Genomic DNA, 21564 nt, shown 5'->3' on the forward strand with positions numbered 1-21564 from the left:
CGCTCACTGCAGGGTGATGCCCAGCTGGTCGACCGTGCGCTTCCACAGCCCCAGGTCCTTGCGCACCAGCTCGGTGTACTGCTCGGGCGTCATGCCGCCGGCTTCGATGCCGTAGTTCTCGAACAGGTCGCGGATCTCGGCCGACTCCAGCGCCTTCTTCACCTCGGCGTACAGCGTCTGCATGACCGGCGCGGGCGTGCCGCTGCGCGCGAACAGGCCGTACCAGCCATGCACGTCGAAGCCGGGGTAGCCTTGTTCGGCCACGGTCGGCACATCGGGCAGGCCGGCGAAGCGGCGGGCCGGTGCCACCGCGAGCGCCCGCAGCTTGCCGGTCTTGATCTGGGCCAGCGCGGAACTCATGTCCAGGAACATGAACTGGATCTGGCCGCCCAGCAGGTCCTGCACCGCTGGCGCCGCGCCGCGGTAGGGCACGTGCGTGACCTTGATGTCCGCGCGTTGCGCGAACAGCGCGGCCCCGAGGTGGGCCGAGGTGCCGTTGCCCGACGACCCGTAGTTGATGCTCCCGGGGTTGGCCTTGGCCATCGCCACCAGGGCCGGCAGGTCCTTCGCGGCGAAGTCGGGGCGCACGACCAGGGCGTGCGGGATGTAGCCCACCACCGTCAGCGGCGAAAAGTCGCGCAGCGTGTCGAACGGGTAGTTCGCCATGAGCGCCGGGTTGGTGACCGCCAGGATCGACGGGAACACCAGCGTGTGGCCATCCGCGGGCAAACGCGCCACCTCACTCATGGCGATCACACCACCACCGCCGGGTTTGTTCTCGACGATCACGGGTTGCCCCATGGAGGTCGACAGGCTCTTGCCCACGGCGCGCGCCATCAGGTCGGTCGGGCCACCGGCCGCGAACGGGACCAGGATGCGGATCGGCTTGGAGGGGAACGCCTGCGCGTGCGCCGCCAGCGGCCATGCCAGGCTGGCGCCGATCACGGCATTGAAACGTCGGCGCGACATGGGGTGCAGGATCGTCATGGTTGTCTCTCTTGTTTGGGGTTGTGCCGGGATGCGGCTTCCATGGAGACTTGAGCTTAGGCGGCCTGCCCGGCAAACGCACCACCTCAATTCCACTCAATGGAATTTCAGGGGTTCCCCGGAAGCACCTTCGAAGAGAAGCCCGTCGGTAGCCCTCTCCTCAGGCCCGCGCGTGCAGCCTCAGTTTTTCCAGAAGTCCGCTCGCGCGTACTCGTGCTTGAGGAAGTCGATCCACAGGCGCACGCGCAGCGCCAGGTGTTTGCGCTGCGGGAACAGCGCAAAGATGCCGTTGGGCGGCGCGGCAAATTCGTCAAGCACGCTCACCAGCCGCCCGGCCGCAATGTCGGCCTCCACCTCCCAGGTGCTGCGCCAGGCGATGCCGTAGCCAGCCAGGCACCACTCGTGCAAGACCTGGCCGTCGGTGCAGTCCAGCGGGCCGCCGGGGCGCAGGTGGGTGATGGTGGTCTCGCCAGACTCTTCAGGCATGGCGAAGGCCCAGCCGCGCGTTTGTGATGCGTCACTGGAGAGCGTGAGGCAATCAAAGCGCACCAGATCCGCCGGCGTTTGCGGCTTGCCGTGGTGCTGCAGGTAGCGCGGCGTGGCCACGCAGAGGCGGCGGTTTTCGGCGAGGCGCACGCTCACCAGCGACGAATCGGGCAGGTCGCCCACGCGCACCGCGCAGTCGTAGGCCTCACCGGCCACGTCCACCACACGATCGCTGAGGTTGAGCGAGATCGTCACCTCGGGGTGCAGTTCGCGAAAGTGCGGCACGAGTGGCGCCACATGGCGGCGGCCAAAGCCGGCCGGCGCGGTGATGCGCAGGTGCCCGCTGGCTTTCACGCCCCCGGCACTCACGCTGGCCTCGGCGTTGGCCAGGTCGGTCAGCAGGCGGTGGCAGTCTTCGAGGAAGGCGCTGCCTTCGTGGGTGAGGGTGATGCGCCGCGTGGTGCGCACCATGAGCTTCACGCCGAGGCGGGCTTCGAGGGCGTCGAGTCGGCGCCCGATGATGGCCGGGGCCACGCCCTCGGCTTTGGCGGCGGCGGTCAGGCTGCCACGCGTGGCCACCGATGCGTAGGTTTCGAGTTGTTTGAGTTTGTCCACCGGGGCAGATTACCCCACAAGTCGTTATGAACCAATGATGTTTACGCCGGGATTGATGACTTCTCAGGCGGCTTTTGCCACCGTCTGGCTGAGGCGCGCGGCGTCTTCGGCCGCGTAGCCCAGCTCGGCCAGCAGCTCGGCGCTGTGTTCCCCCAGGCGCGGCGGGCTGCGCCGCACGCCCAGGCGTTCGCCGTCGAGCGCGAGCGGCAGCAGCACGGTCTGCGCGGTCTGGCCGGCACGCTCGCCGTCGGGCAGGGTGATGGGTGCCAGGCCGCCGGTGGCGCAGAGGTGCGGGTCGTCCAGCAGCTCGTGGGGTTTGGTGATGGGTGCAAACGGCAGACCGTGGCGCTCGAACAGTGCGGCCAGATCGGCAGCGCTTTGCAGCGCCAGGCGTTCGCGCAGCAGCGGAATGAGCCAGTCGCGGTTGCGCACGCGGTTGTTGTTGCCCAGCAGTCGCGGGTCGGCCTTGAGGTCTTCATAACCGAAGGCATCGCAGAAGATGGCCCACTGCGTGTCGCTCACCACGGCCAGGAAGATCTGCTCGTCGTCCTGAACCTTGAACACGTCGTAAATGCCCCAGGACGAAATGCGATCGGGCATGGGCGCGGCGGGCTGGCCGGTGACGGCGAACTGCATCATGTGCTGCGCCACCAGGAACACGTTGTTCTCGAACAGCGAGCTCTGCACCTCGCTGCCCACGCCGGTTTTCTCGCGCGCACTGAGCGCGGCCATGACGCCGATGGCGCCAAACAGGCCGCCCATGATGTCGTTCACCGACGAACCCGCGCGCAGCGGATCACCCGGGCGCCCGGTCATGTAGGCCAGGCCACCCATCATCTGCACCACCTCGTCGAGCGCGGTGCGGTGGTCGTACGGGCCGGGCAGAAAACCCTTGTGGCTCACATGAATGAGGCGCGGGTTGAGCGTCTTCAGGCTCTGGTAGTCCAGGCCCAGCTTCTTCATGGTGTCGGGCTTGAAGTTCTCGCTCACCACATCGGCGGTGGCGATCAGCTTGAGCACGGCCTCTTTGCCTTCGGGTGATTGCAAGTCGAGCACCAGACTCTTCTTGTTGCGGTTGAACAGCGGGTAGAAGCCCGCGCCCGAGCCGAGCAGGCGGCGCGTGTTGTCACCGGCCGGCGGCTCGACCTTGATGACCTCGGCCCCCAGATCGGCCAGCACCATGCCGCAGGTGGGGCCCATGACCATGTGGGTGAATTCAACGACGCGCAGGCCTTCGTATGGGAGTTTTGTCATGTTGCAGGAATGGTGAGGGGGCTTCGACAAGCTCAGCCCGAACGGAGGGGTATGGCGATCACAAAAATCCGTTCATCCTGAGCTTGTCGAAGGACTCGACGGGTGGTGGTGAGCAATCCAACCCTTGGGCAGGCCGGCTTCGGGCGTCATGCCGTACACCGGTTCGCCGGGCAGGCCGGCCATGAGCGGTTCGCGCGCGGCGATGAGTTTTGTGATGTCGATGCCGGTGCGCACGCCCATGGCCTCGAACATGAAGACCAGGTCTTCGGTGACCACATTGCCCGAGGCACCGGGCGCATACGGGCAGCCGCCCAGCCCGCCGAGCGAGGCATCAAACGTGCGCACGCCCACGTCAAAAGCGGCCAGGCAGTTGGCCAGGCCCAGGCCGCGCGTGTTGTGCATGTGGGCCGCGCCCGCGCGCTCGCCCAGCTCGGCGCGCAGCCGCGTGAACAGGCGGCGCACCTGCGCCGGGTTGGCCATGCCCGTGGTGTCCGACAGGCCCACTTCGTCTGCACCCGCATTCACACAGGCCACGGCCAGGCGGATCACGTCGTCTTCATCCACCGCGCCCTGCAGCGTGCAGCCGAAGGCGGTGGACAGCCCTACCTCCATGGCCACGCCGGGCGCCGTGTCGCGCCGCAGCGCGTGCACCTCGCGCAGCTCGTCGAGCATCTGTGCGGGGGTCTTGCGCACGTTGGCCATGGAATGCGCTTCGCTCACCGACACCGGCAGGGTGATCTTGAGCACGCCCGCGGCCAGCGCGGCCTCGGCGCCACGCCGGTTGGGCACGAGCGCCATCACCATCAAGCCGGGGTGTTGCAGGGCGTGTTGCACCAACGCGGGCGCGTCCGCCATTTGCGGCAGCAGCTTGGGCGGCACGAAGGAGCCCACCTCGATCTCGCGCAGGCCGGCCGCCACGAGCGCGTCGATCCAGCGCAGCTTGTCGGCCGTGGGCATGGTCGCCTTGACGGACTGCAGACCGTCGCGCGGGCCGACTTCGCTGATGAGGACTTCGGGGGTGTTGTGCATGTGAAACCGGAGGAAATCGGCTGAAATCTGGCTTTGGCTTGCGTTCTGTCAGACAGAACAGTATTCTCTCTGCTGGAAGAATCGCAGATCGCCCCAACGCTGTCAACCCAAGCCCATGCCGCGCAAAGCACAAACCCCGTCACTGGCCGACGCCAACGCCGCCACCGGCGGTACCGCCGCGGTGGACCGCGCGCTCTCGCTGCTGGGCGCGTTCCGCGCGGGCGATGCGGCCTTGTCCCTGGCCGAGCTGGCCGAGCGCACGCAGCTCTACAAAAGCACCGCCCTGCGCCTGCTCGCCTCGCTCGAACACGCGCACCTGCTGCAGCGGCTGGACGACGGGCGCTACGCCCTGGGTGGTGAGGTGGCGCGGCTGCACGGCATCTACGCCGCGTCGTTTTCGCTGGACCGCATCGTCATGCCCGTGCTGCGCCAACTGGTGGCCGCCACCGGTGAGAGCGCGGCCTACCACGTGCGCCAGGGCCAGGCGCCAAACCAGACGCGCCTGTGCCTCTACCGCGTGGACTCACCGCACCCCGTGCGCGACCACATCCGCGCCGGCGAGGTGCTGCCGCTGCACCAGGGCACGGGCGGACGCGTGTTATCTGCCTTTGGCGCGGGCGACGACAGCCGCAAACCCACCACCGCCGAGAAACGCATCCACGCCCGCATCCGCGCCGACGGCTTCATGACCGCCGTGGGCGACCGCCTGGCCGAAGTGGCCGGCATCTCGGCGCCGGTGTTCCATGCGGACGGCTCGATTGCCGCCGCGCTCACGCTCACGATGCCGGCGCACCGGTTTGATGAGCGGCATGTGGGCAAGGTGTTGGCGGCGGCGCGGCAACTGGGGGGTCGGGTGGGTTAGCCACGCGCCGGTCAGTCAATTTTCACTCCTTTCTTCTTCTATTTTTGATTTCTTCGATCTGAATACAACACTTAGGTATTCATTTCGAAGAACGCTCGCCAGAATGCGCGGTGTTTCGAAATGATCACCAAAAAGTATTCAGGCGAGGAAATCAATGAAACGCAGAAGGGCCTCCGGGCCGGTTCGGCGCATGGCCGAGGCGACGCTCCTCATGGGCGCGCTGTGGGCATGGCCAGCCATCGGTCAAACCCCCACCGACACAACGCAGAGCGCATCGGAGCAGCGCCGGGCCGAGGAGCGCGATGCACGTCAGCGCGACCAAGCGCTGCAGGAGCGTGAGCACCGACCCGAAGCCGCCGAAGCCGCGCCGACGCGGCGCCTGCCCGACGGTGAGTCACCTTGTTTCCCGATCCACCAGATCGAATTGCGTGGCGAAGACGCGGCCCGCTTCAGCTGGGTGCTCGACGCACTCACCGCACCCAACGGCCTGGACGGTCCGCTGCGCCGCTGCCTGGGTGCAGGCGGCATCGGGATACTGGCCCAACGCGCACAACACGCCGTCGTCGCGCGCGGCTTCGTCACGAGCCGGGTGCTGGTTGAACCACAAGACCTAACCCAAGGCCGCCTGACGCTCACGGTGGTCCCCGGGCGCATCCGGCAGGTGCGTTTCGCCGATCCCACGGCGCGACACGCCTCCGCGCACCATGCCTTGCCCGCCCAACCCGGCGACATCCTCAACCTGCGCGATATCGAGCAGGCGCTGGAGAACTTCAAGCGGGTGCCCAGCGCCGAGGCCAACATCCAGATCGTGCCGGCCGACGAACCTGGTCAGAGCGACCTGCTGATTCACTGGAAGCAGGGCCGGCCAGTGCGCATGCAACTGAGCGTGGACGACAGCGGCTCGCGCAGTACTGGTCGCTACCAGGGCAGCGCAACGCTCAGCATCGACAACCCACTCTCGCTCAACGATCTCTTCTACGTCGGCCAGCAGGGCAGTCTGGGCGGCGGTGACCCCGGAGCACGGGATACCAGCGGCAGCTCGTTGCACTACTCGCTGCCTTGGGGCCGGGCTCTGCTGGCCGTTGACCTCAGCAGGCACCGATACCTGCAGACCGTGGCGGGCGCCGCGCAGGACTACGCCTACCGCGGCACCACCGGTTCACAGGAGGCCACGCTGTCGTATCTGGTGCACCGCGACACCACGAGCAAAACCACCCTGCACGCCAAGGCGTTTGCGCGGCAGTCGCGCAACTTCATCGACGACACCGAGGTGGAGGTGCAGCGCCGGCGGGTGGGCGGCTGGCAGCTGGGCGTCGGGCGCCGCGCCTTTGTGGGCCCGGGCACGCTGGATCTGAACCTGAGCTACCGGCGTGGCACGGGGGCCTTCGGCTCGCTCCCCTCGCCGGAAGAGGCCTTTGGCGAGGGCACCTCGCGGTTTGCGCTGGTCCAGGCCAGCGCCCAATGGAAGTGGCCTTTCAAGCTCGGCACACAGCCCTGGCAATACAGCGGCCAATGGCGCGCGCAGGCCCACCGCACACCACTGGCACCGCAAGAGCGATTCGCCATTGGCGGGCGCCACACGGTGCGCGGCTTCGACGGTGAAGCCAGTCTGAGCGCCGAGAGCGGCTGGACCTGGCGCAACGAGCTCTCCGCCCCACTCGGTGCCATCGGCACGTCGGCATTCGTGGGCCTGGACCACGGCCAGGTGCATGGCCCCAGTGCGCAGCGACTCGTCGGCACCCGCTTGACCGGCGCGGTGGTCGGCTTGCGCGGCAACGCGGGCGACGTGCAGTTCGAGCTGTTCGCCGGTTGGCCGATCCACAAGCCCGACGGCTTTCGCACCGCCCACGCCGCACTGGGCTTCTGGCTGGCCACTGGTTTCTGACCCCCCGCCATCTAAAACAACAACGTCTCCTGAAGTCCCATGAACCGCAACCACCACCGCATTGTTTTCAACGCAGCGCGCGGCCAGCTGATGGCCGTGAGCGAAACGGCTTCGTCCGGCACCTGTTCATCCACCAGCGGCGAAGCCCCTGCCTGCGCCGCCAGGCCGAAGCGCTGGCGCAGGGCGCGCCATGCCCTGTTGCTGGCCTTCTGCGCCGTGGGTCTGCCCGCTCAATCGCAAATCACAGCCGACCCGAGCGCCGCAGGCAACCTGCGCCCCACGGTGCTCACAGCACCCAACGGCACACCCCTGGTCAACATCCAGACCCCAAGTGCGGCCGGCGTCTCGCGCAACGTCTACCGCCAGTTCGATGTGGGCGCCCAGGGCGCCATCCTCAACAACAGCCGCACCGACGTGCAGACCCAACTCGGCGGCTGGGTGGGCGCCAACCCCTGGCTGGCGACCGGGCCGGCGCGGGTGATCCTCAACGAGGTGAATTCGAGCCAGCCCACCCAGTTGAGCGGCTGGGTGGAGGTGGGTGGGCAACGCGCAGAGGTGGTCATTGCCAACCCCGCCGGCATCAACGTCAACGGCGCGGTCTTCATCAACGCCAGCCGCGCCACGCTCACCACCGGTGTGCCGGTGCTGAACGCCGGGGCGCTGGAGGGCTTTCGGGTGCAGGGCGGGCAGGTGAAGGTCGAGGGCCTGGGCCTGGATGTCACGCAGACCGATCACGCCGCCATCCTGGCGCGCGCCGTTGAACTCAATGCCGGTGTCTGGGCCAATGCAATCACGGTCGTGACGGGCGCCAACGAGGTCTCGGCCGACATTTCTGCCGTCACCCCGAGTGCCTCCACAAGCAGCGCCCCGGCCTTCGCGCTGGACGTGGCCGCGCTGGGCGGCATGTACGCCGGCAAGATCCACCTGATCGGCACCGAGGCCGGCGTGGGCGTGCGCAATGCCGGAAAACTGAGTGCTCGGAGCGGTGATCTGGTGCTCGATGCCAACGGCTGGCTGCACAACAGCGGCTCGCTCGTCGCCTCCAGCACGCTGGACCTCAAGACGTCCGGTCTCACCCAGCACGGCCTGATCGACGCGCTGACCACGCGCATCACCACCGGTGATCTGCTCAACGAGGGCTCGGGCTGGATCGAGGGCGACACCCTAGACATCACCACCCGCTCGCTCACCAACGACAGGGGCGCGGTGGTCGCCGCTCGCCACACGCTCACCACCACCACAGCCACGCTGATCAACCGCGAAGGAGCGCTGTTGCTGAGCGGTGGCGACATGGCGCTCTCGGCCACCGATCAGTTGGAGAACCGCTCGGCCAGCTTCGAGGCACTGGGGAATCTTTCCATCACCACGCCGGTGCTGGAGAACAGCGGCTCGCTCATCAGCTCACAGACGCTGCACATCCAGTCCCGGGACATCACCCAGCACGGCCTGATCGACGCGCAGACCACGCGCATCGGCATCAGGACGCTGGTCAACGAGGGTTCGGGACGGATCTACGGCGACACCATCGACATTCAGGCCGATGCGATCACCAACGACACCGGCGCGGTGATCGCCGCGCGCCGCACCCTCTCCGCCACCACGGGCACGCTGGTCAACCGCGAGGGCGCCCTGCTGCTCAGCGCTGGTGACATGTCCCTGGTGGCCACCGAACGGCTGGAGAACCGCTCGGCCGACGTCGAAGCGCTGGGGAAGCTCTCCATCACGACGCCGGTGCTGGTCAATGCCAACGACCACATCAGCCACACGGTGGTGACCGACGCCGCCACGAACCACACCGTCTACCACCTGGCCTCAGGCACGCTGGACGCCAACGATGTGGCCTGGAGCGTGGTCAAGCCGCTGGGCGACTTCACGCAGGACGCGTACGACGCCCACCGGCGCGAGTGGCTGCTGCCCAAGACCAGCGCATACGCCGATCCGGCGTTCAAGACCTACTACCTGGGCGCGCTGCCCTTCGTGGCCGGGCACAACGAATCGTTCAACGACGGCGAGAGTGGCTCCGTTTGGTGGGTGGGCGACACCTTCACCTACAGCCGCCTTTCGCCCATCTGGGCGCACTTCGGCATGACCGCCCCCACCTGGGACGCGCCCGGGCAGATGCCCGCTGGCACCTACGACGGCGAGGGCAACCTGATGAGCCCGCCCGACCCGCAGGCCGTGGCCATCTGGCAGGCCCAGGCGGCGCCCTGGGTGGAACTCACCACCCGCGTGGCCAGCTTCAAGACCGCCGCTGAAGGGCAGTTTCTGCGCTTTGATGCCTACAGCAGCTACACCCAGACCAGCCAGCGCGCCGTCATGACGCGCAGCGAACCCGCGCGCATCGTCAGTGGTGGCGACATGCACCTGACCGCCAGCCAGAGCCTGCTCAACCAGGACAGCGAGATCGTCGCCGGAGGCGCTCTGACGCTCACCGGCGTGCATGTGAGCAACCTGGCCACCGAGGTCAGCGCCCCCACCAGCCGCAGCGGCACCTTCAGCAGCTGGGGCGTGACGGGGCGCGACTGTGATCTCTTCGGCTGCGACCCCGAGTACGGCTGGATCCACACCCCCTACGCCGAGACCATCGCCCAGACCGTGCCGTTGCCGGCCCTGCGCTATGCCTCACACAGCGCCGCTGTGCCCACCTCGGGCACCCGGCCTCCGCTCTCGCCCAACCTGAACAACGCGCTCTTCACCCTGAGCCTCGACCCGGCCTCGCGCGCCCTCTTCCAGAGCGACCCGCGCTTTGCCGGTGAGCGCCCGTGGCTCAGCTCGGACCACCTTCTCGGCACGCTGGGCCTGGACCCGACCACCACCCAGAAGCGCCTGGGCGACGGCTTCATCGAGCAGCGCCTCATCCGCGAGCAGGTGGGCGCCCTCACCGGCCAGCGCTTCCTGGGCGATTTCACCGACGACGAACAGCAGTACCTGGCCCTCATGACCGCGGGCGCCACCTTTGCGCAGGCCCACCAGTTGCGCCCGGGCATCTCGCTCTCGGCCGAACAGGTGGCCGCCCTCACCAGCGACATCGTCTGGCTGGAAACCCAGACCATCACCTTGCCCGACGGCAGCACCACGCAAGCGCTGGTGCCGCGCGTGTACCTGCTGCCCCGCGCGGGCGATCTGTCTGCCGACGGCGCGCTCATGGCCGGGCGTGATGTGCAGATGAACCTCGATGGCGATGTGCTGAACACCGGGCGCATCGCCGGGCAAGAGCTGGTGCGGATCAACGCCCGGAACCTGCACAACACCGGGCTCATCACTGGCCAGACCACCGCGCTCAGTGCCCGCGACGACGTGACCAACATCGGCGGCACGATCAGCGCCACCGATGCATTGCTCGTGCAGGCCGGGCACGACCTGAACGTGCAGACCACCACCGCCAGCGGCCAGGGAGCTGTTGGCGTGGGCCGCTACAGCAGCGAGCAGGTCAACCGCGTGGCAGGCCTCTACGTCTCGGGCGAGGCCGGCGTGCTGCTGGCCAGCGCCGGGCGCGACGTGAACCTGACCGCGGCCGCGCTGCAGGCCGACAGCATTCAGGTGGATGCCGGGCGCGATCTGAATCTCTCCACCGTCAACACCGCCCGACACCTGGACGCCATGCACGACGCCCGCAACTTCGCGCGCGTGCAGCAAAGCGCAGAAGTCGGCACCCGGATCCAGGGAACAACCATCACGCTGCAGGCCGGGCAGGACATCACCACACGCGCGGCCAGCGTGCAGGCTCAAGGCGCACTGGCGGTGCAGGCCGGGCGCGACATCGCGTTGACCGCAGGTGAATCGAGTTACCAGATCGACCACGGCGTTTACGCCAAGAGCAGTGGGCTGCTCGGCTCTTCCAGCATTGAGACCCGAACCCACAACGGCCGCACCGATGCTGTGGGCACCGCGCTGGGCGGCTCTGAGGTCCTGGTGCAGGGCGGGCAGGACATCACGCTCACCGGCTCCAGCGCCATTGCCGATGACGCCATCAACCTCACGGCCGGGCGCGACGTGAACATCACCGCTGCGCAGACACGATCGAGCCGCAGCCACTTCCGGGAAGAGAAGGCCAGCGGCCTCTTGAGCTCGGGCGCGGGCGTCACGCTGGGCAGCCAGCAGCACAGCACCGAGCAGCAGAACCGGGGGACTGGCGCAGCTGCGTCCACCGTGGGGGCGATCGGCGGCGATGTGAGCATCACCGCCGGGCGGGCGTATGCGCAAACCGGATCCGATGTGCTCGCGCCGGGGGGCGACATCATCGTGCAGGCTCAGTCCATCGCCATCACCGAGGCACGGACCACCGAGCGCAGCACCACGGAAGAGAAGTTCAAGCAGGGTGGCATCTCCTTCGGCATGGGCGGCGCTTTGGTCGAAGCCGCGCAGGGCGTGATGCAAATGGTCGAGTCGGTGAGCCAGACGCAGGACTTGCGCATGCAGGCGCTGGGCGCCGCCACCGCAACGCTGCAGGGCTACAGCGCGCTGCAAGGACTGAGCAAACCGGCGTCTGGCAGCGGTGCAAAAGGCGCGGGTGTGTCCGTGAGCATCAGTATTGGTGGCAGTCAGAGCGAGAGTCGCACCGAGAGCCAGCGTAACAACGCTCATGGCTCCACGATCACTGCCGGGGGTGACGTCAATCTGAGCGCTGCTGGAGAGGGCGATCACTCGGACATCCACATTCAGGGCGGCCAGGTCAAGGCAGGGCAAGTGGCGTCGCTTAGCGCCGAAGGCGACGTGCAACTGCTCGCCGCCACCCACACCACGCAGGAGAGCAGCCGCAGCAAGAACCGCAGCGCCAGCATCGGCATCAGTCTGGGCGCAGAGACCGGCATCACCGTGGCCGCCAGCGCTGGCAAGAGCCACGGATCGGGCGAGGAGACCGCGCACAGCAACACCCGTATCGAAGTGGGTGACCAGGTGCGCATCGACAGCGGGGGCAACACGGCCTTGCGCGGCGCCGTGGTGGCCGCACCCAAGGTGCAGGCGCGCATCGGCGGCGACCTGGTCATTGAGAGCCTGCAGGACACCAGCGTCTTCCACGAGCAGAGCAAGCAGACCGGTGGCTCGGTGACCTTCGGCCCGACACCCGGGGCCAGCATCAGCGCAAGCAAGACCAGGATCGACAGCCACCTGGCCTCCGTCGGTGAACAAGCCGCTATCCGCGCGGGCGATGGAGGCTTTGACGTGAGCGTGCGAGGCGCCACCGATCTGCAGGGTGGGGCCATCACCAGCACACAAGTCGCCATCAACAGGGGCCTCAACGCCTTCGAGAGCGCGGGTGGACTGACGACCAGTGACATCCACAACTCTGCCAACTTCAAAGCCAGCAGCAGCGGATTCACGGCGGGTGTGGGCAGCCAACTCGGCTCCAGCGGCGCAGGCATCGGATCGGACAAGGGTTCGGCCTCGTCCGTCACTGCTGCAGCGATCTCCGGCGTCGCGGGCAACACAGCGGCGCGCACCGGTGACGCTGAAAACGGCCTGACACCCATCTTCGACAAGGAGCGCGTGCGCGATGAGGTCGAGGCTCAGGTGGCCATCACCAAGGCATTCGGGCAGCAGACGAGCAAGGCAATTGGCCAGTATTCCAATGGTCAACTGGAGAAGGCAAAAGACCTGAAAAGTCAGGCTGCGCAAGAACTTGATGCAGCTTCTCGCGAGGCCTTGCTCGGTGAAGCCCAGGCACTGGAAGAAACATGGAAGGAAGGGGGGGCGGGGCGTGTCGCCTTGCACATGGTGGCAGGCGCCTTGGGTGGCGGTGCGGGTGGCGCGGCAGGTGCAGGCCTTACACAAAGCGCCATTCCCACACTGGGTGAACACATTGCGGCCCTTGATGTGCCCGTCGAGCTCAAGCAAGCCATGGTCCAGACGATGGCGTTGGCCCTCGGCGGCAGTGTGGGTGGAAGCAGTGGTGCTGCCGCTGCATTGAATGCGACGTCACAGAACTACCTCACTGCGACGGATCTGCGAAACAAGCACCAGAAGCTCATCGATTGCCGCGCGGCGGGCGACGGTGCGTGCGAGCTCAGGGTGCTCAAAGAGTACGACCTCAAGAACGTGCGCAATAGCGCGAGCATCGACTATCGAAGCGTCCTTACCGAAGGCGCTTTGCAGGCCGACAAGGCTTTGCTGGAGGAAGTTCTCAACGATCCCTCCGTCAGTGAGGCGGCCAAGGCAGAGGCTCGGCGCAGCATTCGAGAGCTCGACAACGCCGTCCACGTGATTCAGCGCTCGCCCGTGCTGCGCGATGCGGCGGAGTTGGGTCTGATCGCCCTCGATGTGATCACCATGGGCCAGCTTGCTGCGGCCAAGGTGTTGACTTCGACGCTAGTGCGCGAAATGGTGCTGGCGAGAACAGGCAAGGAGATCGGTGAGGCCGAGGCCTATCGCATCGCCAACAACGTGTATCGCGATGATTCCATCGCCGATCCGGCCCGGGCGATGTCACCCTTGGGTGATTGGAAGCCTGCGGCAGTGATCAGCGGGCGCGAGGCGGATGTGATGATCGCGCAGCGGTTGCCGGAAGGTGCACGAGTAACAGAGGTCATCGCGACAAACAAAGCCAACGCCGAGGTGCTGGCCGCCGACGCGCTGTTCAAACCTCCCTACATACCCAACGCCCAGATTGTGACGGTTCAAACCACCCAACCCGATGCCTTCGTGCGCGTGTTCGTGCAGGAAGCCAACAAGTCCGAGCTGGCTGGCACCTGGATGATGCGCGCCAAGGACATCAAGGGTCTGTCGCCCGAGCAGATCGCCAGCAAATACGCTTTACCCCAGGTACCCACCCACGTGGCCGATGTGAGCGTGCCAGCGGGCAACTCTCTACGCGTGTCGGTGGCCAACGATGTGCATATCAAACAGGGCCTGGGCGGGAATGGTGGGGGTGGAGGGGTGCAGTTTGAGGTTCTGAGTCGACCCTCGGTAGATGCAGATTTTGAGCGTTGGTTTACAAATCCCCGGAGGTTGCCATGAGAGGTGAAATCATTCCGCAGATCAACGTTCAGATTTCGAAGGAAGTCCTTTTGCCGGATGGCGAACGACTCGTTTCGGTGAATCCGATTGAGTCCCGCTGGGAAGACATCGAACTCGCCAACCACAACGTCTTCCGCCTGAGCGCAAAGAACGAAGTGGTCTGGCAGGTGAAGCGGGTGGAGAACCCCACCCACATGCCGTGGGACCAGTTGCACGAAAAGGCCAAGCAGTGGTGGCGCGAGGGCAGGATCGACGGCGCCTATACCGCCCAAGGCTACCTCGACCCCTTCACCAGCCTGGGCATGGACGAACGCAACGCCATCGATCCGGAGCACAAAGGCATATGGCGACCAGGCTGTGTCGTCTACCTGCTCACCCGCTGGTGGAGCTATGTGCTGGACCCCGAGACCGGTGTGGCCACGTGCACGGGCGATCAGGTGAAGTGAGCTTCACCTGATCGCCCGGCCGTTGCGCCGGGGCATTTCTCGAAAGGAAACCCGCACCACATCCAACGCATTCAAGTTTCAAACCTGGCGCCGCCCACGCGATCCGCAGTCAAGGATTGCGCCACTGCGGCAGATACCCACCGTGGCCATGCCACCATTGTTCCGTTCTTCCCATGAAAGCATCCCATTTCAAAAAATCCGTTCTCGCATTGACCGCCATTGCTGTTCTCGCAGGCTGCGCAACCCCGCCCGCAGACACGCCGCCGGGTGCGCTCAAGGTGGTGTATTCGCAGCACTACCCTGACGGCAGCTATCTCAAGGAACAGCCCACCGAAATCCGCTTGGTCACGCGCGAAGCAACGACCAAAAACGTCGCCCAGCAGGTGGGCCTCAACCTGCTCTTGCTGAGCGTGGGGGCACTTTCCTTCCAAGGTTTCAGCAAAGACGACCTGAACGGCCGAACAGTGGACGGGCCGACCGATCGAGCCCACCTGCTCAACCCCATACCCACGGATTTCGTGGCCCGACTTCAAACACGTGTTGACACGGCGATTCAGGGCAACGACCGCCTAAAGACGCATACCTACGCGCATCCGCTGGTGGTGGGCGGCGGGAATGCGCGGCTGGTCTACGAGAACCTGGCGGGCACTGACGAAGCCACGTACCGCCTCAAGACCGACCTGGTGATTTATCGGAGGGTAACAGGCGCTTCGATCAAATCCCTGATGGGCCCGCGAACCGTCTCGTGCGCCGACCAGTCTGCGCAAGCCTGGCCGCAATCCCGCTGGGCAGAAGGCAACTACCTTCCGGTGAAACAGGAGATGGACGCCCTACTTGCGACCTGCGCGACCAAAGTGGTCGCAGCGCTGGATGAGCTTCTTCGCGATTGATCATTTGAAACTGAAAGCACCCATGCAAACCAATCCAAAGATCCAGCAAGCCGCAGAGTTTCTTGAAACCGCCGTGAGGCATCACATCATGGACGGGAAGGGAATCGCTGCCGAAACAAGTCTGGCCTGTGCGAGCTGGATGGCGGGCACCCAGTTGTACCGGCTTGAAATTGACGCCGCGCTGGACGTGAAGCCGGGCACGGTGGTGCTGAGCGAACCGGTGAACCAGCGGCTGCCCGGGTTGATGAACATGGTGGCTGCCATGGCAACGCAGGGCGAGGCCGCACCACCGGACATGGACAACGCCGACACCACCGGCGCGCAGCCCATCTATCGCTTGACGCTTGCCCAAACCCAGGAAGGGCTGGACCCGGTCTACCTGAGCTACGCCAAGCGCGCTTCACTTGCGCCCGAGGAGCTGCTGCACGCGGCCACCGGCGCCTTGGGCATTCTGGCCGCCAAGTCGCGCCCTGTGCTCGGGCTGGCATTGGCAAGGTACATCTCGCACTACTGCATGCTCGAAGCCGCCAAGACTGCGGGGCGCACGCCGCAAAAGAGCGACTTCTCAGAGGTCCACCTGCGGCCTTTGGCGTCGCTCCTGCCTCCACAGTCCTTGCGGCAACGCCTTTCGACTTGGTTCGATGGGTCGACCACTCGGAATTACCTGCATTCAGGTCACAAATAGCCGACAAGAAACCCGATAAATCAGCGCGCACGTGTGGAATACAGTGCGGGGATGCAAAAACCCCGCGCAGTCCTCTTCGACGCCTACGGCACGATCTTCGACGTGTACAGCGTAGGTCTGCTCGCAGAGCAGCTGTTTCCGGGCCAGGGCGCGCGCCTGGCCACGCTGTGGCGCGACAAGCAGATCGAGTACACGCGGCTGGTGACCACCAGCGACCATGGCGCGCACTACCGGCCGTTCTGGACACTCACGCAAAACGCGCTCGCATACGCCATCAAGACCATCGCGCCCGAGGCGCGCAGCGACTGGCCCGCCTTTGAGGAGCGCGCCGCACGCCTCATGAACCAATACCGCCACCTCTCGGCCTTCCCCGAAAACCGCGCCGTGTTGCAGGCGCTGCGCGACCGCGGCGTGGCCACCGGCATCCTGAGCAATGGCGACCCCGACATGCTGGGCATCGCGGTGCGCAGCGCGGGGCTTGAAGGGCTGCTGGACCACGTGATCAGCGTGGACACCATCCGCAAGTACAAGACCCACCCCGAGGCCTATGCGCTGGGCGAACAATCCACCGGCTTGGCTTGTGGACAGATCGTGTTTGTGAGCAGCAACGCCTGGGATGCGCTGGCCGCCACCTGGTTCGGCTACCGCACGCTGTGGGTGAACCGGCAAAATCTCCCGTTTGAGGAGCTGGGCACCCAGCCCCACCGCACCGGCAGCCAGCTGAACGATGTGCTCGCTTTTTTTGACTGATTTCCTTTCTCCACCATCCCGTTCGGGCTGAGCTTGTCGAAGCCCTCACCAGTGAACCCACCATGACACAACGCACCCAGATCCACGGCCTTCAAGTCGCCACCGTCCTCGCCGACTTCATCAACCAGCAGGTGCTGCCCGGCACCGGCGTGAGCGAGTCCGCCTTCTGGGCGGGCTTTGACGCCATCGTGGCGGACCTCGCGCCCAAGAACACCGCACTGCTCGCCGAGCGCGACCGTCTGCAGACCGAGCTGGACACCTGGCACGCAGCCCACCCCGGCCCGATTGCCGACATGGCGGCTTACCGTTCTTTCCTTGAAGGCATTGGCTACCTCGTGCCGCAGCCCAAGAAGGTGAAGGCGACCACGAAGAACGTGGACGACGAGCTGGCTGTGCAGGCCGGCCCGCAGCTGGTGGTGCCGATCTTGAACGCGCGCTATGCGCTGAACGCAGCCAACGCGCGCTGGGGTTCGCTGTACGACGCGCTCTACGGCACCGACGTGATCTCGGAAGACAAGGGTTGCGAGAAAGTGGGCAAGAAGGGCGGCTACAACCCCAAGCGCGGCGCCAAGGTCATTGAATACGCGCGCCACGTGCTGGACCGCACCGCGCCGCTGAAGAAGGGCTCGCATGTGGGCTCCACCGGCTACAAGATCAACAAGGACGGCGAACTGGTGGTGGGTCTGGCCGAAGGCGGCACGAGCAAGCTGGCCGACAAGTCGCAGCTGGTGGGCTACCAAGGTGAGGCCAAGGCACCCAGCTCGGTGCTGCTCAAGCACAACGGCCTGCACATCGACATTCAGATCGACCGCAACACGCCCATTGGCAAGACGGACGCCGCCGGCGTGAGCGACCTCGTGCTGGAAGCCGCGCTCTCCACCATCCTCGACCTTGAAGACTCCATTGCCGCGGTGGACGCCGAAGACAAGGTGCTGGCCTACAGCAACTGGCTCGGCATCCTGCAGGCGACGCTGACCGAGTCGGTGAGCAAGGGCGGCACCACCTTCACGCGCGGGCTCAACGCCGATCGCGAATACACCGCACCCAACGGCAAGAAGAACGCGGTGCGTCTGCATGGCCGCTCGCTCATGTTCCTGCGCAACGTGGGCCACCTCATGACCAACCCCGCCATCCTCTGGGGCGCTGCGGCCAAGGAAATCCCCGAAGGCATCATGGACGCGATGGTCACCACCACCATCGCCCTGCACGACCTCAAGCGCACAAAGAAGGACGCCATCCGCAACTCGCGCAAGGGCTCGGTCTACATCGTCAAGCCCAAGATGCACGGCCCGGCCGAGGTGGCGTTTGCCGCCGAACTCTTTGGCCGCGTGGAAAAGCTGCTTGGCCTCCCCGAGAGCACGGTCAAGCTCGGCATCATGGACGAGGAGCGCCGCACGTCGGTGAACCTCAAGGCCTGCATTGCCGCGGCCTCCAGCCGGGTGGCCTTCATCAACACCGGCTTCCTGGACCGCACCGGCGACGAGATGCACAGCGCCATGCTGGCCGGCCCCATGGTGCGCAAGGGCGACATGAAGACCAGCGCCTGGATCCAGAGTTACGAGCGCAACAACGTGTTGGTGGGCCTCTCCTGCGGCCTGCGCGGCAAGGCGCAGATCGGCAAGGGCATGTGGGCCATGCCCGACCTGATGGCCGAGATGCTCAAGCAGAAGATCGGCCACCCCAAAGCCGGCGCCAACACCGCCTGGGTGCCCAGCCCCACCGGCGCCACGCTGCACAGCCTGCACTACCACCAGGTGCTGGTGTCCGACGTGCAGAAGGAGCTGGAAAAGATCGACGCCACCAAGGAACGCGACGTGTTGCTCACCGGCCTGCTCACCATCCCCGTGACGGCCACGCCGAACTGGAGCGAGGCCGAGAAGCAGCAGGAGCTGGACAACAACGTGCAGGGCATCCTGGGCTACGTGGTGCGCTGGGTCGACCAGGGCGTGGGCTGCTCCAAGGTGCCCGACATCCACAACGTGGGCCTGATGGAAGACCGCGCCACGCTGCGCATCAGCAGCCAGCACATCGCCAACTGGCTGCACCACGGCGTGGTGACCGAAGCGCAAGTGACCAAAACCTTCGAGCGCATGGCCGCCGTGGTGGACGGCCAGAACGCCGGTGACCCGATCTACAAAAAGATGACCGGCAACTTCAAGACCAGCATGGCCTACCAGGCCGCGCTGGACCTCGTGTTCAAAGGCAAGGCCCAGCCGAGCGGCTACACCGAGCCGCTGCTGCATGCGTGGCGCTTGAAGGTGAAAGCGGCCTGATTTCGGCTGCGGTCATTCAGAACGGCGCCTGAGGGCGCCGTTTTTTATGGCGCTGTGCAAAGACAATCAGCCCATGACATTGCACTACCTCCTCTTTGACGCCAGCGACGACGGCGAAGGCACCGGCACGTGGGACGCCATGGCCAGCGTGCAGGCCTTGCAGGTGCCCGAGGTGATGCAGGAGGTGCAGAGCGTGCTGGCCTGGGCCGAACGAAACAGCCCCGGTCCTCGGGGCCCGCTGGACGAAGGCGGCGCGTGGGACGCCGACCAGTTCGTGCAAACCGAAGGCGAATGGACCACCGTGACGTTGACGCTCACCGGGCCGTGGACCTGGGGTGAGGCGCTGGTGGCTGCGTTTCCGCCTGCGGAGATTTGACCTATTTATCCTTGCAAATCATGGAATGAAAATCCATAATTGCAAGGATGTTTTTCCGCCAAGCCACCCACCGCCTGCTCGACGAACTGGCCCACATGCCCGCCGTGGCGCTGCTCGGACCCCGGCAGGTGGGCAAGACCACGCTCGCGCTGGAAGTGGCGCAGCAGCGCCCCAGCCTCTACCTGGATCTGGAGTCCGAGCGCGACCGCGCGCGCCTGAGCGAGCCCGAGCTGTACCTGTCGCAACACCAGGACAAGCTGGTCATCTTTGACGAAGTGCACCGCACGCCCGCGCTGTTTCCGGTGCTGCGCGGCCTGATCGACCAGGCCCGCCGCGACGGGCGACGCCAGGGGCTCTACTTGCTGCTGGGCTCGGCCTCGCTGGACCTGCTCCAGCAATCGGGCGAAACACTCGCGGGCCGCATCGCCTACCTGGAACTGGGTCCTCTGAATGCCAGAGAAACCGGCGAGGGCACCACCGACGCGCTGTGGCTGCGCGGTGGTTTTCCCGACAGCTTCACGGCGCCCGACGACACACGCAGCCTGCGCTGGCGGCAGAACTTCATCCGCACCTACCTGGAACGGGACATTCCGCAGCTCGGCCCCCGCATCGCCGCGGAGACCTTGCGGCGCTTCTGGACCATGCTGGCTCACAACCAAGGTGGCCTGCTGAACGTGGCCCAGCTCGCGCGCAACCTGGGCGTGGACGCCAAGACCGCCCACAGCTACATCGACCTGCTGTGCGACCTGCTGTTGGTGCGCCGCCTGCAGCCCTGGCACGCCAATGTGGGCAAACGACTGGTGAAATCGCCCAAGGTCTATGTGCGCGACAGCGGCCTGGTGCACGCGCTGCTGGACATCGGGACGATGGAAACCTTGCTGTCGCACCCGGTGGTGGGTGCCAGTTGGGAAGGCATGGTGGTGGAGAACCTGCTGGCCTGCGCGGCTCCGGGTGTGCAGGGCCACTTCTACCGCACCAGCGGCGGCGCCGAGATCGACTTGCTGCTAAGCCAGCCCGACGGCGCGCTGTGGGCCGTGGAAATCAAGCGCAGCCTGAGCCCGAAGGTCGAGCGCGGCTTTCACTCCGCGTGTGAAGACCTGCATCCGCAGCACAAGGTGGTGGTGTATCCGGGCGCCGAGGTCTATCCGATGGGAAATGGCATTGAAGCCATGCCGTTGGAAGAGCTGTGCCGGCGTCTGGCGCAAGGGTGAACAGCAGCTTCCTCAATCGCCCGTCAGACGTTTCTTCACCGCATCCACCGCCGCCTGCGCCTGCGCCAACCGCGTGCGCAGCTCCGGGTGCGTGGTGCCCATCAGCAGGTTCAGGGCAGACGGTGTGGTGCCGTGGATCTTGGCCAGCACGCTCACCATGGCCTGCGGGTTGCGCCCCACGCGGCGCAGCAGTTCGATGGCGCGCACATCGGCCGCGTGTTCTTGCGCGTGCAGTTGCTGCTGAGCCGCGCGGGCCAGGTTGGAATGTGGGTTGAACATTTCGAGTGCCATGCGGTCGCGGGCGTCTTCGAAGTGCATCGCGGGTTGCCCCATGCGCTGCAGGTTGGCGCAGGCCTCCACCAGCGAATCGCGCCCCTCGATGTGCGCGAGCTCGTGCGCCATCACCGCGGCCAGTTCGTCGTCAGACAGGTTTTCTTTGGCGCTCCACATGGCGCTGGTGATGATGACCATGCCGTGGTCGGCCGCGTAGGCGTTGAGCTCCGCATCTTCGTAGGCCAGCAAGTGCACGGCCGGGCCACGGCGCAGCCGGGGTGAGGCGGCCACCAGGCTGGCGAGCATGTGGTGCAACCGCCGGGGCGCGGCCACCACCTCGTGGCGCTCCATCAGCTCGATGATCTGGATTTCGTCGAGCACGCGCAGTTCGTGAGCGCGGGCCGGGTCTTGCAAACAAGTGCCCTGGGCCATGGCCGCAGTGCTGGCCAGCAGGCCCGCCACGGCGAGACCAACGAGCTGGAAAAAACGAACCATACTGTTCATACCGTTTCCTCAACCCGGTTGTACGCCTGTGTGAGCGCGATGAACAGTGCATGGGCACGGTGGTGGCGTGCAGGCGACAGACGG

15 protein-coding genes are annotated in these 21564 nt (G+C 66.1%); 10 read left to right on the forward strand and 5 right to left on the reverse strand.

The window, feature by feature from the left end; all coding sequences use genetic code 11:
• Positions 1 to 3 precede the first annotated feature (3 nt).
• The 4 genes from IV113_RS07545 to IV113_RS07560 all read right to left on the reverse strand — a co-directional run bounded on the left by IV113_RS07545 (position 4) and on the right by IV113_RS07560 (position 4371).
• Positions 4 to 987: a tripartite tricarboxylate transporter substrate binding protein gene (locus IV113_RS07545; protein WP_291082487.1), complete on the reverse strand. Its 984-nt coding sequence runs from the start codon at positions 985 to 987 to the stop codon at positions 4 to 6.
• A gap of 180 nt (positions 988 to 1167) precedes the next feature.
• Complete coding sequence (locus tag IV113_RS07550) at positions 1168 to 2088, reverse strand: LysR family transcriptional regulator (RefSeq protein ID WP_291082490.1); 921 nt, start codon at positions 2086 to 2088, stop codon at positions 1168 to 1170.
• A 63-nt stretch (positions 2089 to 2151) separates the two neighbouring features.
• A complete protein-coding gene (locus tag IV113_RS07555; RefSeq protein ID WP_291082492.1) occupies positions 2152 to 3342 on the reverse strand; it encodes a CaiB/BaiF CoA-transferase family protein in 1191 nt (396 codons plus the stop codon).
• Positions 3343 to 3414: 72 nt separating this feature from the next.
• Positions 3415 to 4371: a hydroxymethylglutaryl-CoA lyase gene (locus IV113_RS07560; protein WP_291082495.1), complete on the reverse strand. Its 957-nt coding sequence runs from the start codon at positions 4369 to 4371 to the stop codon at positions 3415 to 3417.
• Positions 4372 to 4486: 115 nt separating this feature from the next.
• Here IV113_RS07560 and IV113_RS07565 point away from each other — a divergent pair, with 115 nt between their 5' ends.
• From IV113_RS07565 to IV113_RS07610, 10 genes are all read left to right on the forward strand, one after another.
• Positions 4487 to 5233 carry an IclR family transcriptional regulator gene (locus IV113_RS07565; protein WP_291082497.1) on the forward strand — a complete coding sequence of 249 codons (747 nt, stop codon included), beginning with the start codon at positions 4487 to 4489 and terminating at the stop codon, positions 5231 to 5233.
• 154 nt (positions 5234 to 5387) lie between these two features.
• On the forward strand, positions 5388 to 7118 hold the full coding sequence (locus tag IV113_RS07570) for a ShlB/FhaC/HecB family hemolysin secretion/activation protein (RefSeq protein ID WP_291082499.1): 1731 nt from the start codon (positions 5388 to 5390) through the stop codon (positions 7116 to 7118).
• Between the two features lie 39 nt (positions 7119 to 7157).
• A complete protein-coding gene (locus IV113_RS07575; RefSeq protein ID WP_291082502.1) occupies positions 7158 to 14072 on the forward strand; it encodes a hemagglutinin repeat-containing protein in 6915 nt (2304 codons plus the stop codon).
• Positions 14069 to 14518 (forward strand): hypothetical protein, encoded by a 450-nt coding sequence (locus IV113_RS07580; protein ID WP_291082504.1) that lies wholly within the window; start codon positions 14069 to 14071, stop codon positions 14516 to 14518. Before IV113_RS07575 ends, IV113_RS07580 begins: the two co-directional genes overlap by 4 nt.
• 173 nt (positions 14519 to 14691) lie before the next feature.
• Complete coding sequence (locus IV113_RS07585) at positions 14692 to 15408, forward strand: hypothetical protein (RefSeq protein ID WP_291082507.1); 717 nt, start codon at positions 14692 to 14694, stop codon at positions 15406 to 15408.
• Positions 15389 to 16093, forward strand: coding sequence for a hypothetical protein (locus tag IV113_RS07590; RefSeq protein WP_291082510.1), 705 nt, complete (start codon positions 15389 to 15391; stop codon positions 16091 to 16093). Before IV113_RS07585 ends, IV113_RS07590 begins: the two co-directional genes overlap by 20 nt.
• A gap of 51 nt (positions 16094 to 16144) precedes the next feature.
• Positions 16145 to 16843, forward strand: coding sequence for a haloacid dehalogenase type II (locus tag IV113_RS07595; protein WP_291082513.1), 699 nt, complete (start codon positions 16145 to 16147; stop codon positions 16841 to 16843).
• Between the two features lie 62 nt (positions 16844 to 16905).
• Complete coding sequence (locus tag IV113_RS07600; protein WP_291082516.1) at positions 16906 to 19116, forward strand: malate synthase G; 2211 nt, start codon at positions 16906 to 16908, stop codon at positions 19114 to 19116.
• 73 nt (positions 19117 to 19189) lie between these two features.
• Positions 19190 to 19492, forward strand: coding sequence for a hypothetical protein (locus tag IV113_RS07605; RefSeq protein WP_291082519.1), 303 nt, complete (start codon positions 19190 to 19192; stop codon positions 19490 to 19492).
• A 47-nt stretch (positions 19493 to 19539) separates the two neighbouring features.
• Positions 19540 to 20703: an ATP-binding protein gene (locus IV113_RS07610; protein ID WP_291082523.1), complete on the forward strand. Its 1164-nt coding sequence runs from the start codon at positions 19540 to 19542 to the stop codon at positions 20701 to 20703.
• A gap of 12 nt (positions 20704 to 20715) precedes the next feature.
• On the opposite strand, the gene IV113_RS07615 is transcribed toward IV113_RS07610, so the two are convergent.
• Positions 20716 to 21480 carry a M48 family metalloprotease gene (locus tag IV113_RS07615; RefSeq protein ID WP_291082526.1) on the reverse strand — a complete coding sequence of 255 codons (765 nt, stop codon included), beginning with the start codon at positions 21478 to 21480 and terminating at the stop codon, positions 20716 to 20718.
• Between the last annotated feature and the right edge of the window lie 84 nt (positions 21481 to 21564).

It is taken from the genome of Hydrogenophaga sp. (assembly GCF_018780385.1).
Lineage (GTDB): Bacteria > Pseudomonadota > Gammaproteobacteria > Burkholderiales > Burkholderiaceae_C > Hydrogenophaga.

Excerpts from the sequence above, each read along its gene's own strand:
- IV113_RS07610 (WP_291082523.1), top strand. The coding sequence starts at position 19,540 with ATGTTTTTCCGCCAAGCCACCCACCGCCTGCTCGACGAACTGGCCCAC.
- IV113_RS07600 (WP_291082516.1), top strand. The coding sequence starts at position 16,906 with ATGACACAACGCACCCAGATCCACGGCCTTCAAGTCGCCACCGTCCTC.
- IV113_RS07565 (WP_291082497.1), top strand. The coding sequence starts at position 4,487 with ATGCCGCGCAAAGCACAAACCCCGTCACTGGCCGACGCCAACGCCGCC.
- IV113_RS07545 (WP_291082487.1), bottom strand. The coding sequence starts at position 987 with ATGACGATCCTGCACCCCATGTCGCGCCGACGTTTCAATGCCGTGATC.
- IV113_RS07580 (WP_291082504.1), top strand. The coding sequence starts at position 14,069 with ATGAGAGGTGAAATCATTCCGCAGATCAACGTTCAGATTTCGAAGGAA.
- IV113_RS07585 (WP_291082507.1), top strand. The coding sequence starts at position 14,692 with ATGAAAGCATCCCATTTCAAAAAATCCGTTCTCGCATTGACCGCCATT.
- IV113_RS07560 (WP_291082495.1), bottom strand. The coding sequence starts at position 4,371 with ATGCACAACACCCCCGAAGTCCTCATCAGCGAAGTCGGCCCGCGCGAC.
- IV113_RS07570 (WP_291082499.1), top strand. The coding sequence starts at position 5,388 with ATGAAACGCAGAAGGGCCTCCGGGCCGGTTCGGCGCATGGCCGAGGCG.
- IV113_RS07605 (WP_291082519.1), top strand. The coding sequence starts at position 19,190 with ATGACATTGCACTACCTCCTCTTTGACGCCAGCGACGACGGCGAAGGC.
- IV113_RS07555 (WP_291082492.1), bottom strand. The coding sequence starts at position 3,342 with ATGACAAAACTCCCATACGAAGGCCTGCGCGTCGTTGAATTCACCCAC.
- IV113_RS07615 (WP_291082526.1), bottom strand. The coding sequence starts at position 21,480 with ATGAACAGTATGGTTCGTTTTTTCCAGCTCGTTGGTCTCGCCGTGGCG.
- IV113_RS07575 (WP_291082502.1), top strand. The coding sequence starts at position 7,158 with ATGAACCGCAACCACCACCGCATTGTTTTCAACGCAGCGCGCGGCCAG.
- IV113_RS07595 (WP_291082513.1), top strand. The coding sequence starts at position 16,145 with ATGCAAAAACCCCGCGCAGTCCTCTTCGACGCCTACGGCACGATCTTC.
- IV113_RS07590 (WP_291082510.1), top strand. The coding sequence starts at position 15,389 with ATGAGCTTCTTCGCGATTGATCATTTGAAACTGAAAGCACCCATGCAA.